Consider the following 18,194-nt stretch of genomic DNA (forward strand, 5'->3'; position numbering starts at 1 on the left):
GTACTGCTATAATAAGCCAGCGTTCCCCTGCGTGGTTGGGGAACTTGCTAAAGCTTTTTTGCCAAATAGCCGGCTTATTTTACAGTAACTCTAATAGATTTCTTTACTGTCCTGTAATTCTTTGCTCTAACAGTAACTGTTATACGATAAACACCTTTTCTGGTGCCCTTAGCCACAGTGATCTTGCCATATTTGTTGACTTTGATCCTGGAGCTGTTGGTTTTGTACGTAACCCTTCCGGTCTTCTTAGTTACTTTAACCACCTGGCTTGTAGCTTTATTTCTGTTGTACCTTACTGTAATATTCGACTTGGATACAGATACTTTCTGTTTCTTCAGTTTGATCTTGTAAGTAAGCTTTTGAACGTATCCGGCATATTTTCCTTTACCTTTTATAGTAACGGTATAGGTACCGGCATTTTTCACTTTCTTTGCTTGTACAGTGTAGTACTTCTTATTAAGCGTTTTGCCATTAAGGTCTTTTACAACTACAGATGGTTTATGAGTCTTGCCATCATATACCACTGCAGACTGCTTCAGAGAAGCCTTAAAGGATTGTTTTGTCGGTGATTCTTTTGCGGATACCGATACTGATACACAAAGAACCATCAATAAAGAAGCAAAAATAAGGGCGATTCTTTTAGAAAGTTTCATGTTTCTCACTCCTTTTGTTGCATGTATCAATAAACAGAAGCTTCCACGCACCTTCCATTTATCCAAGATTCAGTGACGTCTGTGCGCCATTCCGGTATAGCTTTGTGCTTCCGGATCCATATGATATATCATCGGATGCACGCTTATCTTCCTGCGTCGCAAAGCTTATTTGCCTGCATCCGGTTTTTCTTCTTTTCCATAGCCATAACCATATCCATATTTCTTTCCATATTTCCCATAATACTTGCTGTAATATTTGCCATAGGCACGGCTATGTACTTCTGCACGATTCAGTACGGTTCCAAGCAGTTTACAGTTGACTTGCTCCAATTCAAATAAGGATTGCTTGATCATACCCTTTGGGGTAACTCCGGCACGTATGACAAGTACTGCTCCATCACACATGGAAGCGATCAGTGCACTGTCAGATACACTGCCAAGAGGTGGTGTATCAATTATGACAAAACGGTAATTCTCTGCCAGGGTATTCAGAAGATCCCGGAAACGACTGTCCTCCAGTAAGGCAGACGGGCTTTCCAGAAGCTGTGTGCACGGCACCAGATATCCATTGGCTACGTTGGTCTGATAGACTACTTCATCGTATTCTGCCATGCCGGATAAGTAATGATTCAGGCCTCGCACATCCTCCTTGTATTCGATCTGGAGGCGCTTCCTCATCACGGATTTTCGCAGGTCAGCGTCTACCAGCACAGTAGGAAACCCGGCCTCAGCCAGCATCTTCCACAGGTAGGAAGATACCGTGCTTTTGCCCTCATTTGGCAGACAGCTTGTCAACAGGATCTTTCGTGTATTCTTGCCACAGAATTTAATATTGATACGCAAACGGTTCATTGCCTCTTCTACTGCATATGGCAATTCAGGAAGGGTGATCGTCAGCTGCTTCATCTTCTATGTCCTCTCTTTCCGGAATGTACCTCTTCTTCAAAATCAACCACCTGCTCGCTATCCGGAATCGTGGTAAGCGGTACCAGGCCAAAATATTTCTCCATATCTTCTGCAGTATGTATGGTATCATCCATAAGATACTGTGCCGCCAGAATCCCTGCCATAATAAAAAGCCCCAGAAGTGCACCGATCATTGTATACTTTTTGTAGCTTGGACCTGCCTTATAATCTGCCATCTTGGCATGCTGGGCTATATTCGGTGCCAGTGTGCTCATAGTCTCCGGAAGATAGGATACTGCCACTTCTGCCATTGCTTCTGCCAGATTCATAGAAAGCTGCGGGTCTGTAGTGGTTGCTGTGATCTGAAGAATACGTGTATCAGCCGGATTGCTTAGGGAATACAGTCCTTTCAGATTATCCGGTGTCATATCCAGGTGCAGCTTATCAATAACCAGATTCAATACCGGATAGCTGAGCATCAGTTCTTCATAATCTGCGGTAAGGGATGTACCCAGATTCAGGTCACTTAGATTAACCACTGAGTCATCGGATGCAGATACTACGTATAATTTTGATGTGGAATCGTAGGTAGGTTCAATGAAGAAAAAAGCATATGCATTCAGCAGCACCGCACCTGCCAGCAGGCAGAGAAGCAGGTAATACCACTTATCCAGCAGCTTGCTTGCCAGATCCAGAAGATCGATCTCCATCTCCTCGTTTGTTTGATTCTGATTCATTTTCCTTTCTCCTTGTACTGTTTTCTTATTAATAGTTATTCAAAGCATATTGGAAAGCATCTTTTGTCCTGTTTCTTACAAGAATCTATTTCTGCTTCTCATAAAATAAGGTCAGGATCACCTGTTCCAGACTGTTTTCATCCGGCACAAAGGTCTGCCAATCGCTGTCATCCACGCCATATTTCCCATCAATGGACAGCCTTCCAACCTCCCTGCCATCTGTCAAAAGAAGAGACAGGCGACTGAACTTTTTGGCGTTGATATTCGTGGTCATGTAATCTTCCAGAACATGATACATCTGAAGCGGGAAGGTATTGTCTTCCTTGCACTTCTGCTGGAATGCTGTCTTGAAGCCATCCTCATACTGTGTCTGCCGCGCCATACGATTCTGATTGGTATCATCATCCTTCATCGTCATCCTGCCACGAATAAAATGCTCTGCCTGAGATCCAGTCAAAGTAACGGTTTCTCCTTTTTTCAGGCTGTCATCCACACCGGTGAAATCATCCTGGATAGTAACAGTAACACCGCCTACCAGATCGTTCACTGTCTGGATCGCTCCCATATTTACCATGGCATAATAGTCGATCCTGGCTCCACTCAGAAGAGTGGACACTGCCTGAACTGTATTCTCTGCCCTGGTAATATGATCCAGGCTCATGGCGTGTGCCAGTGAAATCTGCATATCATCTGTACTGATGTAGCTCCCATCATCCTCCAGACTCTGAACTGGTGTGATCGTATTTCGATCTATCGTTAACATCTGGCACTGATCGGTACTTCGATCCCGTACCAACAGGATCAGTACATCACACTGACCGCTGCCATCATATTCACTGATCTGTTCCACTTTTCCCGGATCATCGATACCGGCAAAAAGATAGGTCTCCAGATTTCCTCTTGGCACATACGCAGTACCCTGATAGAGGATCTTATTATCCTCATTCTTCTGAACGGTATTCTTCAGGGACTGCCTGTCTGCCATGCCAAGGATGCAGGATATGATAGCGAATCCTGCTGCAAGTATAGCAATAAATATCCCAATCTTCGCATATATACGCTTGATTTCTGATTTTTTTCTGTATCTGGTCATACTGTTCCTTTTCTAAACTTCTTCAGGCAGATCACTTCATCATCTCTTTCAGCATAGCGGGACCGCCTGCCGGATGGGTGGCTTCACAATACATAAGTGCTGCCAAAATGATAAATAATATCACGCTGAATGTGATACATACTTTTTTAGACATTATTACTCCTCCGTTTTTTTTCTGAATATCCTGCTGCTTTCGTGGGCACCGTCTGCCCATTGTCAAACAATAATTCATATCCCTGCCGGTCAATCTTCTCCAGAAGCTGTATGCCCTTTTTCTTTTGGATCATATCTCTGCCAGCCTTTAAATTCGGTACCCGGTGATGGGCTCCATGGCAGTCGCTGCCAAGAACATGGGCAGTGCCCTCTTCCAGCATTTTCAGGAAGAAATGTCGATATCTCCAGTTTGTCAGGCATTCTGCATTAAGCTGTACATAAACCGGAAGTTCCAGTAACTGGCAGATGTACTTCTTGTTGCCTGGCATCCGGATGAAACGGTCAAGATGTGCGATCATGATCCGTAAATGACGATTCTGGATTAAGCCGGAAACTTCTTCAATAATGTGTTCATTCCATGGGACAAAGGGCATCTCAAGCAGCAGAAGATCTGTGCCTTCTATGGTGAGTCTGCAGATCTCTTCTGATCTGCTGATACCATTAAAGAATGCTACTTCACTGCCAGTCAGAATCTGTGGATAGTCTGTCCATCCACGCTCTGCTGTGGCTTTGCAAAGAGCATCATAGGCCTGTTGTCTAAGTTGAAGAAAAGTGTCAATCCTGTCCTGTGTGGCACAAAAGTGCGGTGTTGCTATCATAATGTCTGTCTGTTGTGCCCTGATCTGCTCCAGCATTGCCATGGATGTATCCAGATCCCTGGATCCATCATCGATCCCCGGAAGTATGTGTGAATGAAAGTCAATAATCATATTCTTTTCTCCAAAACCCGATATACAAAGAACTACGCTGCATGATACTGTACAAAACCAGCCAATACCGTATAAAATGCATATTCCGCTTAAACTGTGCACTCGTTCCAAATCAACGGATCAATGTTCCGGAATAAACTGATTAAATGGTCTGGATAAGTATGTGTCAGCAGAACAACTCTTTGTTCTGCTTGATTATCCATAAAGCACGACCAGAAACAGTGTCAATGGGGCATTTATGCCGGCTTTAGCCCTTGCCATTGATACTGATGATGGGGGTGCTACTGATCAGCTAATGGCGGAAAGCAGATCAGATTGAACCGGAATCAATGTTCAGCTTGTAGCGGAATCCACGCTCAGATGAGCCGGAATTTGCACGTATAAAACGGCATGATACAAGTACATCATGTACTAAATCTCGTGTAATATAAATTTCTTCTCAAAATTTGTCAAGAGTGCAAACCTGCTTATCTTGATATATATCAAGAGTTCCATAAAAAAAATCCGATTCTTGTGATTACTCACAAGTTTATCGGCTTTTTTTGCTTATATTGTTTGGGATGTGTGGGGCAATGAAGTCAATTGTAAATTTTCTACGGTGCGATTGACTTCGTTGTATGAAAAGACCGCAGAGCCGATTTTACACTGCTACCGCCTGCCACCGTTTCGACCTGGTATCCGGTCATTATACACCGGAAATTCCAGACCACTAATTCTGATGATGTTCTCACTGTTTTTTATCTGTTTTTTATCTGTTTTTTATCTGTTTTTTTCTCCAACATTTTTATTGAATTCAGGTAATCTTCTTCCACCGTGCTGAGTGTTCGTGCTTTATATTTTTTATACTCGTCCGTTGCTTTATCAACAGCCTGTTTGTGCGATATACTTCCGTTTTCCTGTAAAAGCTGTTCCCCGCTCATTGTCAGAATCCGATCCAGATGCTCTGCCCAGTCCCTCATTGTCATAGCCTGTTCCCGTTCTGCCTGACGTTCTGCAAAATCAAGATATCCCGATACCAGCTGTCCCATTGCACGTAATTCTTTTTCAAATAAATAATTCTTTGCAACTACAGCTTCTTTTAATGTTGGTTGATTTCCTTTAAAAGTAGTAAGTCCCATAAATTCTTTTTCTGCATCTGCTCTGTTATAGATTACTTCTGCTGCAGTTTGTCCATGAATTGCGTAGTGAATTTTATTTTGCACTTTTTTGAAAAATGCAATGGATATTTCCGCTTTCGGATCATAATCTATGCTCGTTGCATAAATTTCCAGAACCTGGCGATAAAATACTTTCTCGGATGCACGAATATCACGGATTCTCTCTAGCAATTCCTTGAAATATCCACCGCCACCTAGATTTTTCAAACGATCATCATCAAGTGCAAAACCTTTTCTCATGTATTCTTTTAAAATCCCAGCTGCCCAGATTCTGAACTGTGTTCCTCGTTTTGATTTTACACGATAGCCAACAGAAATAATAACATCAAGATTGTAATAATCTACATTGTAAACTTTTCCATCAGTAGCAGTTGTTGCAAATTTTGCAACAACTGAATCCCGCTGCAATTCACCTTCTGTAAATATATTTTTTATATGTCTGGAAATGGTTGATTTATCTCTCTGAAACAATTCTGCCATCTGATCAATAGACAACCAGACTGTATCACCATCAAAAGTAGTTTCAACTTTCGTCAGACCATCCTCTGTCGTATAAATAATCATATCTGCTTTTTCTTTGTCCATAAATTAATTTTCCTCCAAAATCAGATACATTATCAACGTGAACGAGTCACTCTAGCGAAATCATCATTCCTCATCTTTACCATCCTTAATACGGTAGTAATCATCCATATCCACGCTGAGTTTTACCTTAGCATCTGGTTTTCGTTTGCTCAAGAGGCACACAGTTTCCACATGGCACGACACGTCCTGATTGATGTCAGTTTTCGGGAACCGATCCAGACTAATATAGAGTGTTGCAAAATATCTCCGTTTGTTTGCGGAAACATATCAACAAATTCTGTAGCAAAAAAGTATTAATACAACTCGCTATCCATATCACAACCTGAACCTCGCCTGTTCACGGAAAAAGTTCAACTTTTTTATTCGTTTCTACTATTATAGTGATTCAAACATAAAAGTCAAATTTAACGAAGAACTGCCATCGCCTCCACCTCGTCTGTTCTTCGTACAGAGAACAGGTCAACAGCTATTTTTCGCCCCGACTGATGGCTCAACTTCCATGCACTCGACCTTGGAAAACTGAAAATTTTAATGGCAATACTGCTACTTCTTCGCGTTCTCTTCCAGTTCCAGCATGTACTTATCAAAATCAGACATAAATAATCTGTCCTGAATGACACGATATTTTTCAAATTCGGTTTCAGCTTTTGCCTTGGCAATCTCAGCAGTGATTTTGCCTGCATCCTGAAGAACCTCTCTGTCATCAGCCATCAAGAATAGATCCAGTCGCTTTGACCAATCCTCCATCGTCATTGGAATATGACGTTCTGCCCGGTCCTCTGCCAAATCCAGATAAGCAGATACAATACGCTCCAGTGAACGCATTTCTTTCTCTGAAAGATAATTCTTCGCAACGCTCACATCACTTTTTACGATCTTTCCTTCCGGTGCTGACGCCCAAGTGGTTAATCCCATATGTGGCTTATCAGCATCTGCTCGCTCGTAAATCAACTCTGCTGCTGTATGTCCATGAACTGCATAATGCATCTTGTTTTGAACCTTTGCAAAGAACTGCTTTGTTGTTTTTGCTGTCCGATCATAATCAAGAGCTGTGGCATAGATATCGGTTATCTTCTGGTAAAATCTACGCTCAGACAAACGAATCTCACGAATCTGCTCAAGCAAACGGTCGAAGTATTCTACTGTAAGCACAGATCCACCATTTTTCAGGCGTTCATCATCCATGACCCAGCCTTTGATTGTGTAATCCTTCACTATGCCATTGGCCCATTTGCGAAACTGCACTGCTCGCTCATTATTTACCTTGAATCCAACAGCAATAATCATTTGAAGATTATAATGCTTTGTATCACGAGTCACCTGACGGGAACCTTCGGTTTGAACTATTCGGAAATTCCGAATAGTTGCAGACTCTTCTAATTCACTATCAGCGTAAATCTTTTTAATATGTTCATTTATCGTTGGCAAACCAACGTCATACAATGTGGCCATCATCTTCTGTGTCAGCCATATATTCTCATCCTCATAGCGCATCTCAATGCTGTCTTGCTGATCACCGATAGATGCAACATAAGTCAGGTATTCCGCTGCGCTTGAGCGGATGGTTATCTCATCTTTTTTCTTTGCCAAATGAAGCGCCTCCTTTATACCTCAAAATGCGTTTTCGCTATTGTGTTTAGCTGCTCAACTATTTCCGCAAACGGTTTATTCAAGTCTAAAGTACTGACCGTGATCTGATTTCCACTCATTTGATAAACATTATTCGGATATATTTCTTCATCTGTCTTTGCATACAGTAACATCCCGGAAACCTTGTGGTCCTTATCTTTCAGTTCATACTCCTTGTTCTTCACGTAAGTAAAGATCTGATAAAGGTTGCCTGAATGAAGTGTATGTTTGTCAAACTGTACCTGAGTGCTGTGCTCATAATATTTTGCATCGATGATAAGAACTCTATCACCCCGCTGGAGCATAATATCGCTCTGCATCACCGGAAGCATAGCATTTTCTTCATTGTCCAACTGCCATGGAATCTGTGATGCATTTGCAACTATCTGGTTTTTAAATTCTTTCCTGTAGTATTCCAAGATAAATTTCTCATATAATCTACACATTCTCTGTTCATCCAGAAAATCCATCAACTTTTTGCGTCCATCTGATTGCGTTTGCAGCAGGCCCTTTACTACCAGGTAACATATCGAAATTAACATACGATAGGTCTGGTTGTTTCGATTGTACTGAACATTCCAATTTACCGTGTGCAAATCAATGAAATCCACTTCACCGAAGTATACCATTAGCTTTCTTAGACTCTTCTTACGCTGCTTCGATATATTTGAACACAGGAGTAGTTCAACTGTAGATTTTATAATCCGATTCATGATACTGTTAACCGAGAACTCATCATATGTGCAGATCAACTGTTTTCGCATCATTGACTGTGTCTTGATGGACTCTGCAATATCAATCTTTTCTCGCAAAGAAGATAGAGCCTCCATCTGCGGAATGTATTCTTTACCAAGTCCGCGTTTTAGCTGAAGGGCAATACCTTTTTCTAAAATAGCCGCCATCAGCTCAGCAGTATTATGAAATTGTTCTGTGGCTATGTTCTTATAGCCCTGCTCATTCAATACCTGAAAAGCATAGGACAGCATATAATAGACGTTTTGTATTGGTATCACTTAATCGCACTCCTTAGATTTTCACTCCAATCTTTCACCTTCATAGGTTCATCAAACCAGTATTCTTTCAACAGCGGTATTAGCTCATATTCCACGACACCATAAAGCCAATCATCGTTGATTGTGTCTGGCTGTAAATTACAAAAGTAGCTGTGTCCAATGCAGAATCCTTCACCTAAAGACTCATCAGAAGCAATCACTCTGTTCAAATTTTCTACGCAACTAATCAACTTGTTGAATTTCTCATTGTCTAATGCCATGCGATACTCTCGGAAACCCGGAGTCTCGAAACCAGGCTTGATATCAAAGAAAGCAAATCTTCTACGAAGTGCATAATCCAACATAGCAAGGCTTCTGTCTGCGGTATTCATCATACCGATGATATAGACATTCTTCGGAACCGCAAATTTCTCATCGGAATATAGAAGCTGCAGCGCATTTCCACGTTTATCATTTTCAATCAGCATAAATAGCTCACCGAAGATCTTACTCAGATTTCCACGATTGATTTCATCTATAATAAAGAAATACTCGTTATCACTGTCTATCTCAGCCTTCTTACAGAAGTTATAGAATGCACCTTTCTTCAGTTCAAATCCTGTAGCAGATGGACGAAAACCCATAATGAAATCTTCATAGGAATAACTCTGATGGAACTGCACCATCATCACACGCTCTACATCTTTTACACCCATCATTGAATATGCCAAGCGCTTAGCAGCATAAGTTTTTCCCACCCCTGGAGCGCCCTGCAAAATAATGTTTTTCTTGTTTCTAAGCAGGCCAACTAATCTGGAATAGTCTTCTTCAGACATATAGACATCATCTAGGAAATTCTCCGCTGTGTACTCTGGATAGGTAACTTCCTGCTCGTCGTCAACTATATCATCGTCTTCAAATAAGTCTTTGATTTCCTGCACAAAATCACTATATGGAGTAATATCAGTCAAAGTTTTCTGCGGTGCCTGATGGTTAATTGTCCAATTCCCCTTATTGGTCCAGTTAACTTTTCTGACATTTGAATACTCATCTGCACGATCAGCATCGTATTCGTAGTCGGACTCAACGATTCCTTTACCAAGAATGCCATTGTTGCCTTTCTTCACAAATACAACATCGCCAACCTTTATATCATGAACGAACTGCCATGTAGCATGAGCTGAATTCTTATAAGAGCTACTATCGCCATATTCCTGCTTCATCTGCTGCTTCATTTCATCTTTAGAGCTGAATACTCCAAGATCTCCAATTTCTCCCCAGCCCAACAGCATATAGCCATTCTTATAGCACTCTTCCCATTTATCAGCACCCTGTCCTGGAGCATAAAGCCAATAACGAACAGTATCGATATCATTGTCTGCAAGAGCATCACTATCATTCGTTTTATTACTCTTTGCATCAGAGACGCCTTTTTTGAAAATATCCGATGCCATCTCCGCTGTTATTTCCACTGTCTTACCTGCTTCGGTAAGTGTCCACACGCCTCTTACGCTCTTATCGATGTATCCTGCTCCGGCAAGATAATTTCTTGCAAAAGCAACTTCATTTTCAAATTTGTTAACCTTCGTTTTGCCTCTTGTTTCGTTTATCACCTCATCCGACAGATGCTCGTTTTCAATGATTTTCTTTCTTGCCTCTACTGGTGTCGCAGATCCTCCCAGATCACGTAGTGCCTGTAATAATGGCATAAACCATTTGAGAAATTCTGCTTTAGAAGTCTTTTTTCCTTTTTCAATAGACTTCTCTTGATTTACTTGCTCAGAGACAATCCATGCCGTATAGGATAAATCCGGGAAGCTCTTGTATTCATATTGACCTGCATCCAGAACTTTCTCGCACAAATCCTTTATTTCAAGATAATCTGCTGCATACGGAACTTTCTTCAGCTTCTTCTCAGCGGCCACAACAAATTCGCCCGGCATATTCTGGGCATCAGATATAAACCAGCGATTTCTGGAATCCAGGTTGATAAATGAATAAGGACGCATCCAATACAGGCCCATCGTAATATTCCATCGAATGCAAAGCTGATCATGTACCATATCATAAACTTCTGAAAATTTCCGGCGGTTATCTGCTGTGTCATTATCGGCAAGTACAAGAGAAGTCTCAAACAAACTCCACAGATTATCAATATCATCTGCTTTTCTATCATCCTTAAATCCATAGAATGTCGCTTTCAGATTATTGAGAACCGGAATTCCATCAAAATTGCTCGGCACCGTTGCAGAAATTTCGAACTCTGACGCAATCCCATTAAGAATAGCGATTCTATTAGCATTTGTGATTCCCTTATTAAAGGTTCCAAAGATAGTAAATGGATCGATGTCAATAATCTCATCGCCACTTTCAAGCTTAGGAACGCTCATTCCTGCCATGTTATACACCGCATATAGTTTCTTAATTAATGCCTTTCTGTCAGCTTTGAAAGGCAGGAGTTTCGTTGCAAACTCCGTGTAAAAATTTGTCCAATCATATTGCATTAGTTATCCCTCCTCCAGAAACAGCTTCAGAGAATTGTACACACTCCTTTTCTGCATCTGTCTTTGTGCTTGAGCTTCCACAGTTCAGCACAGTTTTTTGTTCAGTTCCCCATTGCTTCATCATGCACCACATATTCTTCTTAATGCTGACGTATATATATTGCTGATTCACGACTAAATGCTCACGTTTCCCAAACTTTAATAGATATTTTATTTCATCCACTAATCACTCACTCTTTCCATAACATCTAATCCACAGTCTAAACCCTCTAACCATTTTCACCGTGGATATGTTTCAACATAAGAAATACGGACTTTCATGAGCTATTACCTAATCTCAAAAAAGTCCGAAAATACGCTACTTTTCAGCACTTATTTATCTTTCCTTGACAGCAAACAGACCACTTCCACATGCTCGGTAAAACAAAACATCTCTACTGGCTGGATTTTCCTGACAGCATAACCTTTCCGGGTAAGGTATCCCAGATCACGGGCCAGAGTTTCCGGGTTACAGGAAATGTATACCACCCGGTCAGGGTTTAATTTCACAAGGGAGCTTAGAAATTTCTGGTCACTTCCTGCACGAGGCGGATCCATAAACACAACCTGGGCGGTCTGTCCGGAAGCAGCCATTGCTTCCATATATTCCCCTGCATCTCCTTCGCAGAAGCGTACATTGGAACTTTTATTCTCTTTTGCATTGATCCTGGCGTCTTTTACTGCATCCTTATTCAGTTCAACTCCTGTTACCCTTCCTGCTTTTTTCGCTGCGATCAGGCTGATGGTGCCAATGCCGCAATAGGCATCGATCACACTTTCTTTTCCTGTCAGGTCTGCATATTCCACAGCTTTCTCATACAGGATCTCCGTCTGCTTTGGATTTACCTGATAAAAAGACCTGGGGGAAATACGGAAGGTACAGCCACAAAGGCTATCCTTAATATAACCCTTTCCGTAAAGCACAATATCACGGTCTCCAAGAACCATACTTGTATTTCTGTCATTTACATTCAAAACGATTGTTGTGATTTCAGGATGTGCCTTTTTCAGTGCTTTCACAAAATTATTCTTTGACGGAAAAACCGGTGAAACAGTTACAAGAACCACCATGATCTCTTTACTGGTAAAACCTCTGCGTACCAGTACATGACGTAAAAGTCCATATCCGGTATCTTCATCATAGGTCTTGATCTTAAAGGATTTCAGCATGCCACGGATGGTACGGATGATCTCCTGGCTTTTCTCATCCTCGATCAGGCACTGGTCAATAGATACAACCCGATGGGATCTGGGCTCATATATACCGGAAATAATATTTCCTTTCCGGTCACGGTCAAAAACTGCATGTACTTTATTCCGATAAAAATATGGATTCTTCATCCCTATGATCTTCTGCACTTTTCCATATTTTCCCAGCAATTCCTGTACCTGCTTCTGTTTTTTGGCAAGCTGCTTCTCATAGGGTACGCCCTGATATCTGCATCCTCCGCATTTTTTTGCATATGCACAGCTTAATACTTTTTCTTCGCTCATTTTTCCTCCAAAAAGCATTGCAGACTTTTATAAAAACTCCACAATGATTCTAATATTTCGATCATTATATTTTCTCGATAGTATTCCGCAGCTTCTGCATCTTTTCATCCAAAGCTGCCACTTCCTCCGAATAATCCCTCAGTTCCTTGGCTGCCTTTTCTGCACCAGATACATTTTTCTTGTACATTAACTGGTACTCCAGCACAGACCAGAAATCCATGGCAACAGTACGGATCTGTATTTCCACCCGTTTTGTCTCAGATTCTTCATTGAAATAAATAGGGATATCCACAATCAGGTGAAGACTCATATACCCGTTTTTCTTTGGCTTTTCAATATAATCCTTCTCTTTGATAACTTTGATATCTTGCTGCTTTTTCAGGATCTGTGCCACTTCATATACATCATCAAGAAAAAGACAGACGATCCTTACACCGATCAGATCGTTCAGCTTTTTTCTTGCAGTCTGCAGATCTGTATCCAGTCCCTTCCTCACAAGCTTGGCATATATGCTTTCCGGCTTTTTGATCCTTCCGGTAATACTTTTCATAACCTCTCTCTGATATTTCATGGAAAGCTGTTCATCAATGATCTTTGCCTTGGCTTCTACAATACCGATAGCATACTGTCCCTGCAGATAGAACTGATCCTTCTGCATGTCTTTGTATATTTTCCTGATTTCTGCTGCTTCTTTTTCCCCGATTATATTCTTATCTTCTTTATTCCCCATAAACGATACACTCCTTGATCCAATCCTACATAACTGTTCAGTATCATCACAGTTACTTTCTACTGAATAGTTACAATAATACAATAAATTTTCCTCAATGCCAATGATAAATGATGAAATAATACAGGATCCTTGTGCTTATTATCCATATGTTTCTGTAAAATCCTGGTAAAATCATAAAAATGCCACATTCCTTATTACTGAAGAACTCTTTTCAGTATTAAGAAGATGTGGCATTTATACATTTCATCCGGAGGTAGCTTTGCAGGAGTTTTTTACAACATTTACTGGTTTATACAGTTTGCTTTTTATGATCGCAAAAGCGACTTACCATCCATACTGCCAGCGCTGAAGCAAGCAGGCCTATCAAGAAGCCGGCCAGTACATCTGTAGGATAATGAACTCCCAGATACAGCCTTGAAAAGGCGATCATACAGGCCAGGACCAGGGCCGGGATCCCGTATTTCTTTGGCAAAAGCCTGAAATACACAAAAGCACTTGCAAATGAAGCGCAGGTATGCCCTGATGGAAAAGACCAGTCTATTGGCTTGGTGACAATTGGGATCAACGCACTGTATGTATCATATGGTCTGACTCTTGCAACCATATTTTTCAGACATACATTAGTGATCAGCGCTCCGATCACAAGGGCAATTGCTGCTGCCGCGCCTGCTTTCCTGGTTTTCTTCATGATCAGCAGGACAACTGCCAGAAGGATCCAGAACCATCCTCCGTCTCCCAGAAATGTGATGGCTCTCCAGAATCCATTCATCCATTCTTTTCGGATATGCTCCTGGATATATAAAAGAATAGAGATATCTGCATTTTGAATTATATTCATTTTTCTGACCCTTTCTTTTCTTAGTACGCAAAAAGAATATCAGAAAACAGATTACACTATTTATCCCAAAATGTAAAGCTTGTAAAACAGCATTGCCGGATTTCAAGTCGAGCAGCCGCGAGACTTGGCGCGTGATTCTGGTCAGCGTAAGCTGACATATTCTTTACAGAATCACTGCGCATCCTCGCGGAGCGTTTATCTCAGTCGGAGATTGGACTCCCACTGAGACGAACTTGCTGTTACTCACCACCTGAAAGAGGTGGGAGTCTTCTCGACTGAGATAAAATCATCTTTTCACGAATAAAACCTTTTAAAACAGCATTTCACGGATTGCTTCATTGATCATATGTTTGTGAAGGGCACCATCTTTATCCTTATCCGGGATTTCCAAAAGCACAGCACCAGGAATATGCTTTGCCAGATATTCTCCATATTCGTAAGGATGGCACAGATCATTCCTGCAGGCCAGAATGGTAACAGGAACCTGGATATTCTTCAGCACCTCCACATTAGGAATAGGCGTCTTATCCGGCAGGATCTGATATTTCTGCCAGTATTTAACACAGGCTTTATCTTCAAAAGGAGAAGTAAATGCATTGCAGGTATAAGCAGACGGCTCCTTTACGATCTGCCACCCTTCGGTGGTATAAAACCGCTCAATGCCTCCCTCCTGCAAACAGGCTCCCAGATCATAATACGCTTTCTGAACCTTATCTGACATAGGATGATCTGTCCATGCATTCCGGATCAGAAGAAGCTTTTCGACCTTCTGGGGATATCTTACAGCTAGATTCAGACATACTGCAGCTCCCATAGAGATTCCTGCAAAGTACGCCTTTTTAATTTCCAGTCTGTCCATTAAATCACACACATCATCAGCAAGATGATCAAAGTCAAATTTCTCCCAGCAGGCTTCACTTTCACCGTGGCCCTGCTGGTTCAGATTGATCAGACTTACCCCTTCAAGCGGCTCATAGGTAGACTGGATCTGCTTTACGCTTCCTCCCATGCCATGCAGAAATATGAAGGGTATCCCTTCACCACTGATCTCATATTCCAGGTGAAGACCATGATTTATCCATTTATACATTAAGAATCTCCTCCAGGAACTTTTTGCTTGCCGGTATCTGTTCTTCTGAAAGACCATGCATGATCAGTGCACCTTCATATCCTGTCTTTTTCAGAAGATCAATATACAGTCTGAAATCAAGATCTCCCTGTCCGGCAGCTACGAACTCTGTGTTTCCTTTAAAGGAAATATCTTTTGCATGTGCCAAAACAATATCCCTTCCAAGGATCTCAAAACCTTCCTTCAGAACCTTTTCCATGTCTGCTGCATCACCGTCATGGAACAGGTTTGCACCATCCATAATGATCTTGATCCGGTCACTGCCGGAAGCATCCATATATTTTCTTGCGATCTCAGGAGAACAGATAATATTACTTGCCTCTGTTTCCACACCAAGGATCACATCGTTATCATCTGCATATTTTAAAATGGTCTCTGTGGTTCTCATCAGATCGTCCCAGGAAGACTGCTTGGTATTGTCCTCATGCCATTTCCATTTGCTTTCTTTATTCTTGGATCCAGTGCAAAGTGTAACAATGGGAATACCCAGATATCTGGCGATCTGACACTGAAGCTTAAACTGGTCACAGCCTTTTTTTCGCGCCTCTTCGTCCGGATCGATCATATTAAAGGTACCGGAAAGTGCATCCAGACGGATGTTATATTTTGCAGTAAGTGTACGGATCTCTTCCAGTTTGGTTTCTGCCACATGCTCCGGCAGGGAAGGAAGGCCTGCATTGGAAAGATTGAACTGAGTATGTGTAATGCCATTTGCAGTCATTCTTCTGTATGTTTCTTCCAGATCACCGATCTCATAAGTTCTGGAAAAAATACCGATTTCTTTCATGATCATAATCCTCCCTTAACGTCTTTTAATGCGATCCATTTTCCCCCCTGCTGTACAGACTGATAGGTTGCAATCAATGCACGCATCACCATCATTCCATCATCTGCAGTTGCCCCTGTACATGGTGTGCCGTTTAAGATACTGTCTGCAAAGCCTTCCAGCTCTCTTCTGTAAAACTGGCCGTCATATGCTGCAGGTGTGGAAGAAACATTGGTTTCTTTATCATAGCATTCTACAATAGAAGAACGGAATTCCCATGGATTAAAGGTCTTAGCATAGACTGTTCCGCCTGTACCGTAAATCTCACAACCTTCATGCCACTGCTGTGCAATTGCAATGGTAAGATCTAAGGTTCCAATGGCGCCACTGGCAAAATTACAGTCGATCAGCCAGGAATGAACCTTTTCTTTATGTACATATCTTGCGGAAACGCAGTCAATATCCCCCATAAAATAAAGAGCTGTATCAAACAGATGGCTTCCATGTCCCAGAAGGTAATAATGATCCAGCACTGCCTTTGGATTGCCTGCCGGTTTCTTCATTGCATCACTGGAATACAAAACAGGCATCACGTTATCTGTAAGGGTATAACGGCCTACACTGTCACAATACCAGCCTTTATATGTTGTGATCTCGCCCATTTTTTCTTCTTTAAATTTCTTGGCATACTGAAGGCCTTCATCATAGCGCTTCATATGACCCACCTGAAGGAACAGCCCTCTCTCCTCGGCCATTTCTTTTAATTCCTGGCATTCTTCAATGGAAACTCCCATGGGCTTTTCCACAAAAACATGCTTTCCTGCAAGAATCGCCTGTTTTGCACATGGTACGTGAAACTGATCCCCAATACCAATGATCACTGCATCGATCTCCGGATCTGCCAGCATTTTGCTGTAATCGTCATATACCTTTTTAGGGGAATAAATAGCAGCCATTTTTTCACGAAGCTCTGCTGCCACATCACAAATTGCTTCCAACTGAATGTTATGTGCTTTCGTACATCCGATCAGATGGGCAGCCTGACAGATGATTCCACAGCCAAGTACACCAACCTTTAAACAACGCTCATCTTTTTTCACATTTGTTTTCATTGTATCATAACTCCTGTCCTGTTTATTTTTTACTGTCCATTAAAGGGGTTCGGATTCTTTTTGACAGGTTCATTGTATGATTTTTGCATGCGTATTTCAAGCATATATTATGCGTGTTTATGCGTGTTTCATTCCTCCACTCATATGATTTTATTTAAATATCTTTTTTTCATCTCTTCTGGAACCCTTCTGGAACATACAAGATGGGTGATTCTTTCCAGCGGACATACGATGTAATTTGCTTCTTTATCCAGCTTTGAATTATCACAAAGTACATTCAGTTCCCTGCAGTTTTCTGCCAGATACTTCTTTACCGGAGCTTCATCTTCATAAGGATAGGGTACAGATACCCCTCTTTTAGCATCTACAGCATAAGCTCCCAGAAAACATTGATCAAAATGATAGTCCTTCAACTGAGAAAGCACCAGTTCCCCCACCGTTGTCTGGGAACCTTTATTGTAGTGGCCTCCAAGAAAAGTAACATCTGCATTTGGACGTTTCCGCAATTCCTCTGCAACAGGAAAGCTGTTGGTCACTACCCGAAGCCGGATGGATACAGGAAGAAGCGATACAAACAAGGTATTGGTAGTCCCACCGTCAATGGCGATCAGTTCGCCCGGGTGCACCAGCTCTACAGCCTTCCTTGCCACCAGATACTTTTCATCCTTTTCCACATTTTTTCTGGCATCAATGCCTGGTGCCGGCCGTTTCCAGGGAACAGCCCCTCCGTATACCCTTTTCAGGATCCCCTGCTCTTCCAGTTCAGAAAGATCCCGTCGTATGGTATCATGGGAACAGCCAAATACCCTGGTAAGTTCCTCTACATTTACTTTGCCGGATGCATACAAAATATTCAGGATCTGCTGATGTCGTTCCTCTTTTAGCATTGCACTTTGCGCCATTT

The 18,194-nt window shown here is 41.7% G+C and carries 18 protein-coding genes; all 18 read right to left on the reverse strand.

Annotation, left to right across the window (positions count from 1 at the left end; translation table 11 throughout):
• Positions 1–74: 74 nt before the first annotated feature.
• The 18 genes from G5B11_RS03310 to G5B11_RS03390 all read right to left on the reverse strand — a co-directional run bounded on the left by G5B11_RS03310 (position 75) and on the right by G5B11_RS03390 (position 18,192).
• Positions 75–653 carry a hypothetical protein gene (locus G5B11_RS03310; RefSeq protein ID WP_158421262.1) on the reverse strand — a complete coding sequence of 193 codons (579 nt, stop codon included), beginning with the start codon at positions 651–653 and terminating at the stop codon, positions 75–77.
• A 165-nt stretch (positions 654–818) separates the two neighbouring features.
• Positions 819–1,559, reverse strand: coding sequence for a CpsD/CapB family tyrosine-protein kinase (locus G5B11_RS03315; RefSeq protein ID WP_158421263.1), 741 nt, complete (start codon positions 1,557–1,559; stop codon positions 819–821).
• Complete coding sequence (locus tag G5B11_RS03320) at positions 1,556–2,296, reverse strand: YveK family protein (protein ID WP_173726879.1); 741 nt, start codon at positions 2,294–2,296, stop codon at positions 1,556–1,558. Before G5B11_RS03320 ends, G5B11_RS03315 begins: the two co-directional genes overlap by 4 nt.
• 85 nt (positions 2,297–2,381) lie before the next feature.
• On the reverse strand, positions 2,382–3,389 hold the full coding sequence (locus G5B11_RS03325) for an LCP family protein (protein ID WP_173726880.1): 1,008 nt from the start codon (positions 3,387–3,389) through the stop codon (positions 2,382–2,384).
• A gap of 31 nt (positions 3,390–3,420) precedes the next feature.
• Entirely contained in the window at positions 3,421–3,543 is a 123-nt protein-coding gene (locus tag G5B11_RS19290) for a hypothetical protein (RefSeq protein WP_262582731.1), read from the reverse strand.
• Positions 3,536–4,312, reverse strand: coding sequence for a CpsB/CapC family capsule biosynthesis tyrosine phosphatase (locus G5B11_RS03330; protein WP_173726881.1), 777 nt, complete (start codon positions 4,310–4,312; stop codon positions 3,536–3,538). The genes G5B11_RS19290 and G5B11_RS03330 overlap by 8 nt, the downstream gene beginning before the upstream one ends.
• Positions 4,313–5,049: 737 nt before the next feature.
• Complete coding sequence (locus tag G5B11_RS03335; protein ID WP_173726882.1) at positions 5,050–6,054, reverse strand: virulence RhuM family protein; 1,005 nt, start codon at positions 6,052–6,054, stop codon at positions 5,050–5,052.
• Between the two features lie 543 nt (positions 6,055–6,597).
• A complete protein-coding gene (locus G5B11_RS03340) occupies positions 6,598–7,644 on the reverse strand; it encodes a virulence RhuM family protein (RefSeq protein WP_173726883.1) in 1,047 nt (348 codons plus the stop codon).
• Between the two features lie 14 nt (positions 7,645–7,658).
• On the reverse strand, positions 7,659–8,696 hold the full coding sequence (mcrC, locus tag G5B11_RS03345; protein WP_173726884.1) for a 5-methylcytosine-specific restriction endonuclease system specificity protein McrC: 1,038 nt from the start codon (positions 8,694–8,696) through the stop codon (positions 7,659–7,661).
• A complete protein-coding gene (locus G5B11_RS03350) occupies positions 8,693–11,179 on the reverse strand; it encodes an AAA family ATPase (RefSeq protein WP_173726885.1) in 2,487 nt (828 codons plus the stop codon). Before G5B11_RS03350 ends, mcrC begins: the two co-directional genes overlap by 4 nt.
• Complete coding sequence (locus tag G5B11_RS03355) at positions 11,169–11,402, reverse strand: hypothetical protein (RefSeq protein WP_173726886.1); 234 nt, start codon at positions 11,400–11,402, stop codon at positions 11,169–11,171. The genes G5B11_RS03350 and G5B11_RS03355 overlap by 11 nt, the downstream gene beginning before the upstream one ends.
• A gap of 149 nt (positions 11,403–11,551) precedes the next feature.
• Positions 11,552–12,712, reverse strand: a complete 1,161-nt coding sequence (gene rlmD / locus G5B11_RS03360; protein ID WP_173726887.1) for a 23S rRNA (uracil(1939)-C(5))-methyltransferase RlmD — start codon at positions 12,710–12,712, stop codon at positions 11,552–11,554.
• 64 nt (positions 12,713–12,776) lie between these two features.
• Positions 12,777–13,442: a GTP pyrophosphokinase gene (locus tag G5B11_RS03365; protein ID WP_158421270.1), complete on the reverse strand. Its 666-nt coding sequence runs from the start codon at positions 13,440–13,442 to the stop codon at positions 12,777–12,779.
• 292 nt (positions 13,443–13,734) lie between these two features.
• A complete protein-coding gene (locus G5B11_RS03370; RefSeq protein WP_173726888.1) occupies positions 13,735–14,283 on the reverse strand; it encodes a phosphatase PAP2 family protein in 549 nt (182 codons plus the stop codon).
• 310 nt (positions 14,284–14,593) lie between these two features.
• A complete protein-coding gene (locus G5B11_RS03375) occupies positions 14,594–15,373 on the reverse strand; it encodes an alpha/beta fold hydrolase (RefSeq protein WP_173726889.1) in 780 nt (259 codons plus the stop codon).
• Positions 15,366–16,199 (reverse strand): sugar phosphate isomerase/epimerase family protein, encoded by an 834-nt coding sequence (locus G5B11_RS03380; protein WP_173726890.1) that lies wholly within the window; start codon positions 16,197–16,199, stop codon positions 15,366–15,368. Before G5B11_RS03380 ends, G5B11_RS03375 begins: the two co-directional genes overlap by 8 nt.
• Before the next feature lie 2 nt (positions 16,200–16,201).
• The gene (locus G5B11_RS03385) at positions 16,202–17,290 is read right to left on the reverse strand and encodes a Gfo/Idh/MocA family protein (RefSeq protein ID WP_158421274.1); all 1,089 of its coding nucleotides are present in this window, start codon (positions 17,288–17,290) and stop codon (positions 16,202–16,204) included.
• 140 nt (positions 17,291–17,430) lie between these two features.
• Positions 17,431–18,192 (reverse strand): DeoR/GlpR family DNA-binding transcription regulator, encoded by a 762-nt coding sequence (locus G5B11_RS03390; RefSeq protein WP_173726891.1) that lies wholly within the window; start codon positions 18,190–18,192, stop codon positions 17,431–17,433.
• Positions 18,193–18,194 lie beyond the last annotated feature (2 nt).

Source organism: Blautia glucerasea (genome assembly GCF_013304385.1).
GTDB lineage: Bacteria > Bacillota > Clostridia > Lachnospirales > Lachnospiraceae > Blautia_A > Blautia_A ammoniilytica.

Coding starts and splice junctions, on each gene's coding strand:
- G5B11_RS03310 (WP_158421262.1), bottom strand. CDS start 653: ATGAAACTTTCTAAAAGAATCGCCCTTATTTTTGCTTCTTTATTGATG.
- G5B11_RS03315 (WP_158421263.1), bottom strand. CDS start 1,559: ATGAAGCAGCTGACGATCACCCTTCCTGAATTGCCATATGCAGTAGAA.
- G5B11_RS03320 (WP_173726879.1), bottom strand. CDS start 2,296: ATGAATCAGAATCAAACAAACGAGGAGATGGAGATCGATCTTCTGGAT.
- G5B11_RS03325 (WP_173726880.1), bottom strand. CDS start 3,389: ATGACCAGATACAGAAAAAAATCAGAAATCAAGCGTATATATGCGAAG.
- G5B11_RS19290 (WP_262582731.1), bottom strand. CDS start 3,543: ATGTCTAAAAAAGTATGTATCACATTCAGCGTGATATTATTTATCATT.
- G5B11_RS03330 (WP_173726881.1), bottom strand. CDS start 4,312: ATGATTATTGACTTTCATTCACACATACTTCCGGGGATCGATGATGGA.
- G5B11_RS03335 (WP_173726882.1), bottom strand. CDS start 6,054: ATGGACAAAGAAAAAGCAGATATGATTATTTATACGACAGAGGATGGT.
- G5B11_RS03350 (WP_173726885.1), bottom strand. CDS start 11,179: ATGCAATATGATTGGACAAATTTTTACACGGAGTTTGCAACGAAACTC.
- rlmD (WP_173726887.1), bottom strand. CDS start 12,712: ATGAGCGAAGAAAAAGTATTAAGCTGTGCATATGCAAAAAAATGCGGA.
- G5B11_RS03365 (WP_158421270.1), bottom strand. CDS start 13,442: ATGGGGAATAAAGAAGATAAGAATATAATCGGGGAAAAAGAAGCAGCA.
- G5B11_RS03370 (WP_173726888.1), bottom strand. CDS start 14,283: ATGAATATAATTCAAAATGCAGATATCTCTATTCTTTTATATATCCAG.
- G5B11_RS03375 (WP_173726889.1), bottom strand. CDS start 15,373: ATGTATAAATGGATAAATCATGGTCTTCACCTGGAATATGAGATCAGT.
- G5B11_RS03380 (WP_173726890.1), bottom strand. CDS start 16,199: ATGAAAGAAATCGGTATTTTTTCCAGAACTTATGAGATCGGTGATCTG.
- G5B11_RS03385 (WP_158421274.1), bottom strand. CDS start 17,290: ATGAAAACAAATGTGAAAAAAGATGAGCGTTGTTTAAAGGTTGGTGTA.
- G5B11_RS03390 (WP_173726891.1), bottom strand. CDS start 18,192: ATGGCGCAAAGTGCAATGCTAAAAGAGGAACGACATCAGCAGATCCTG.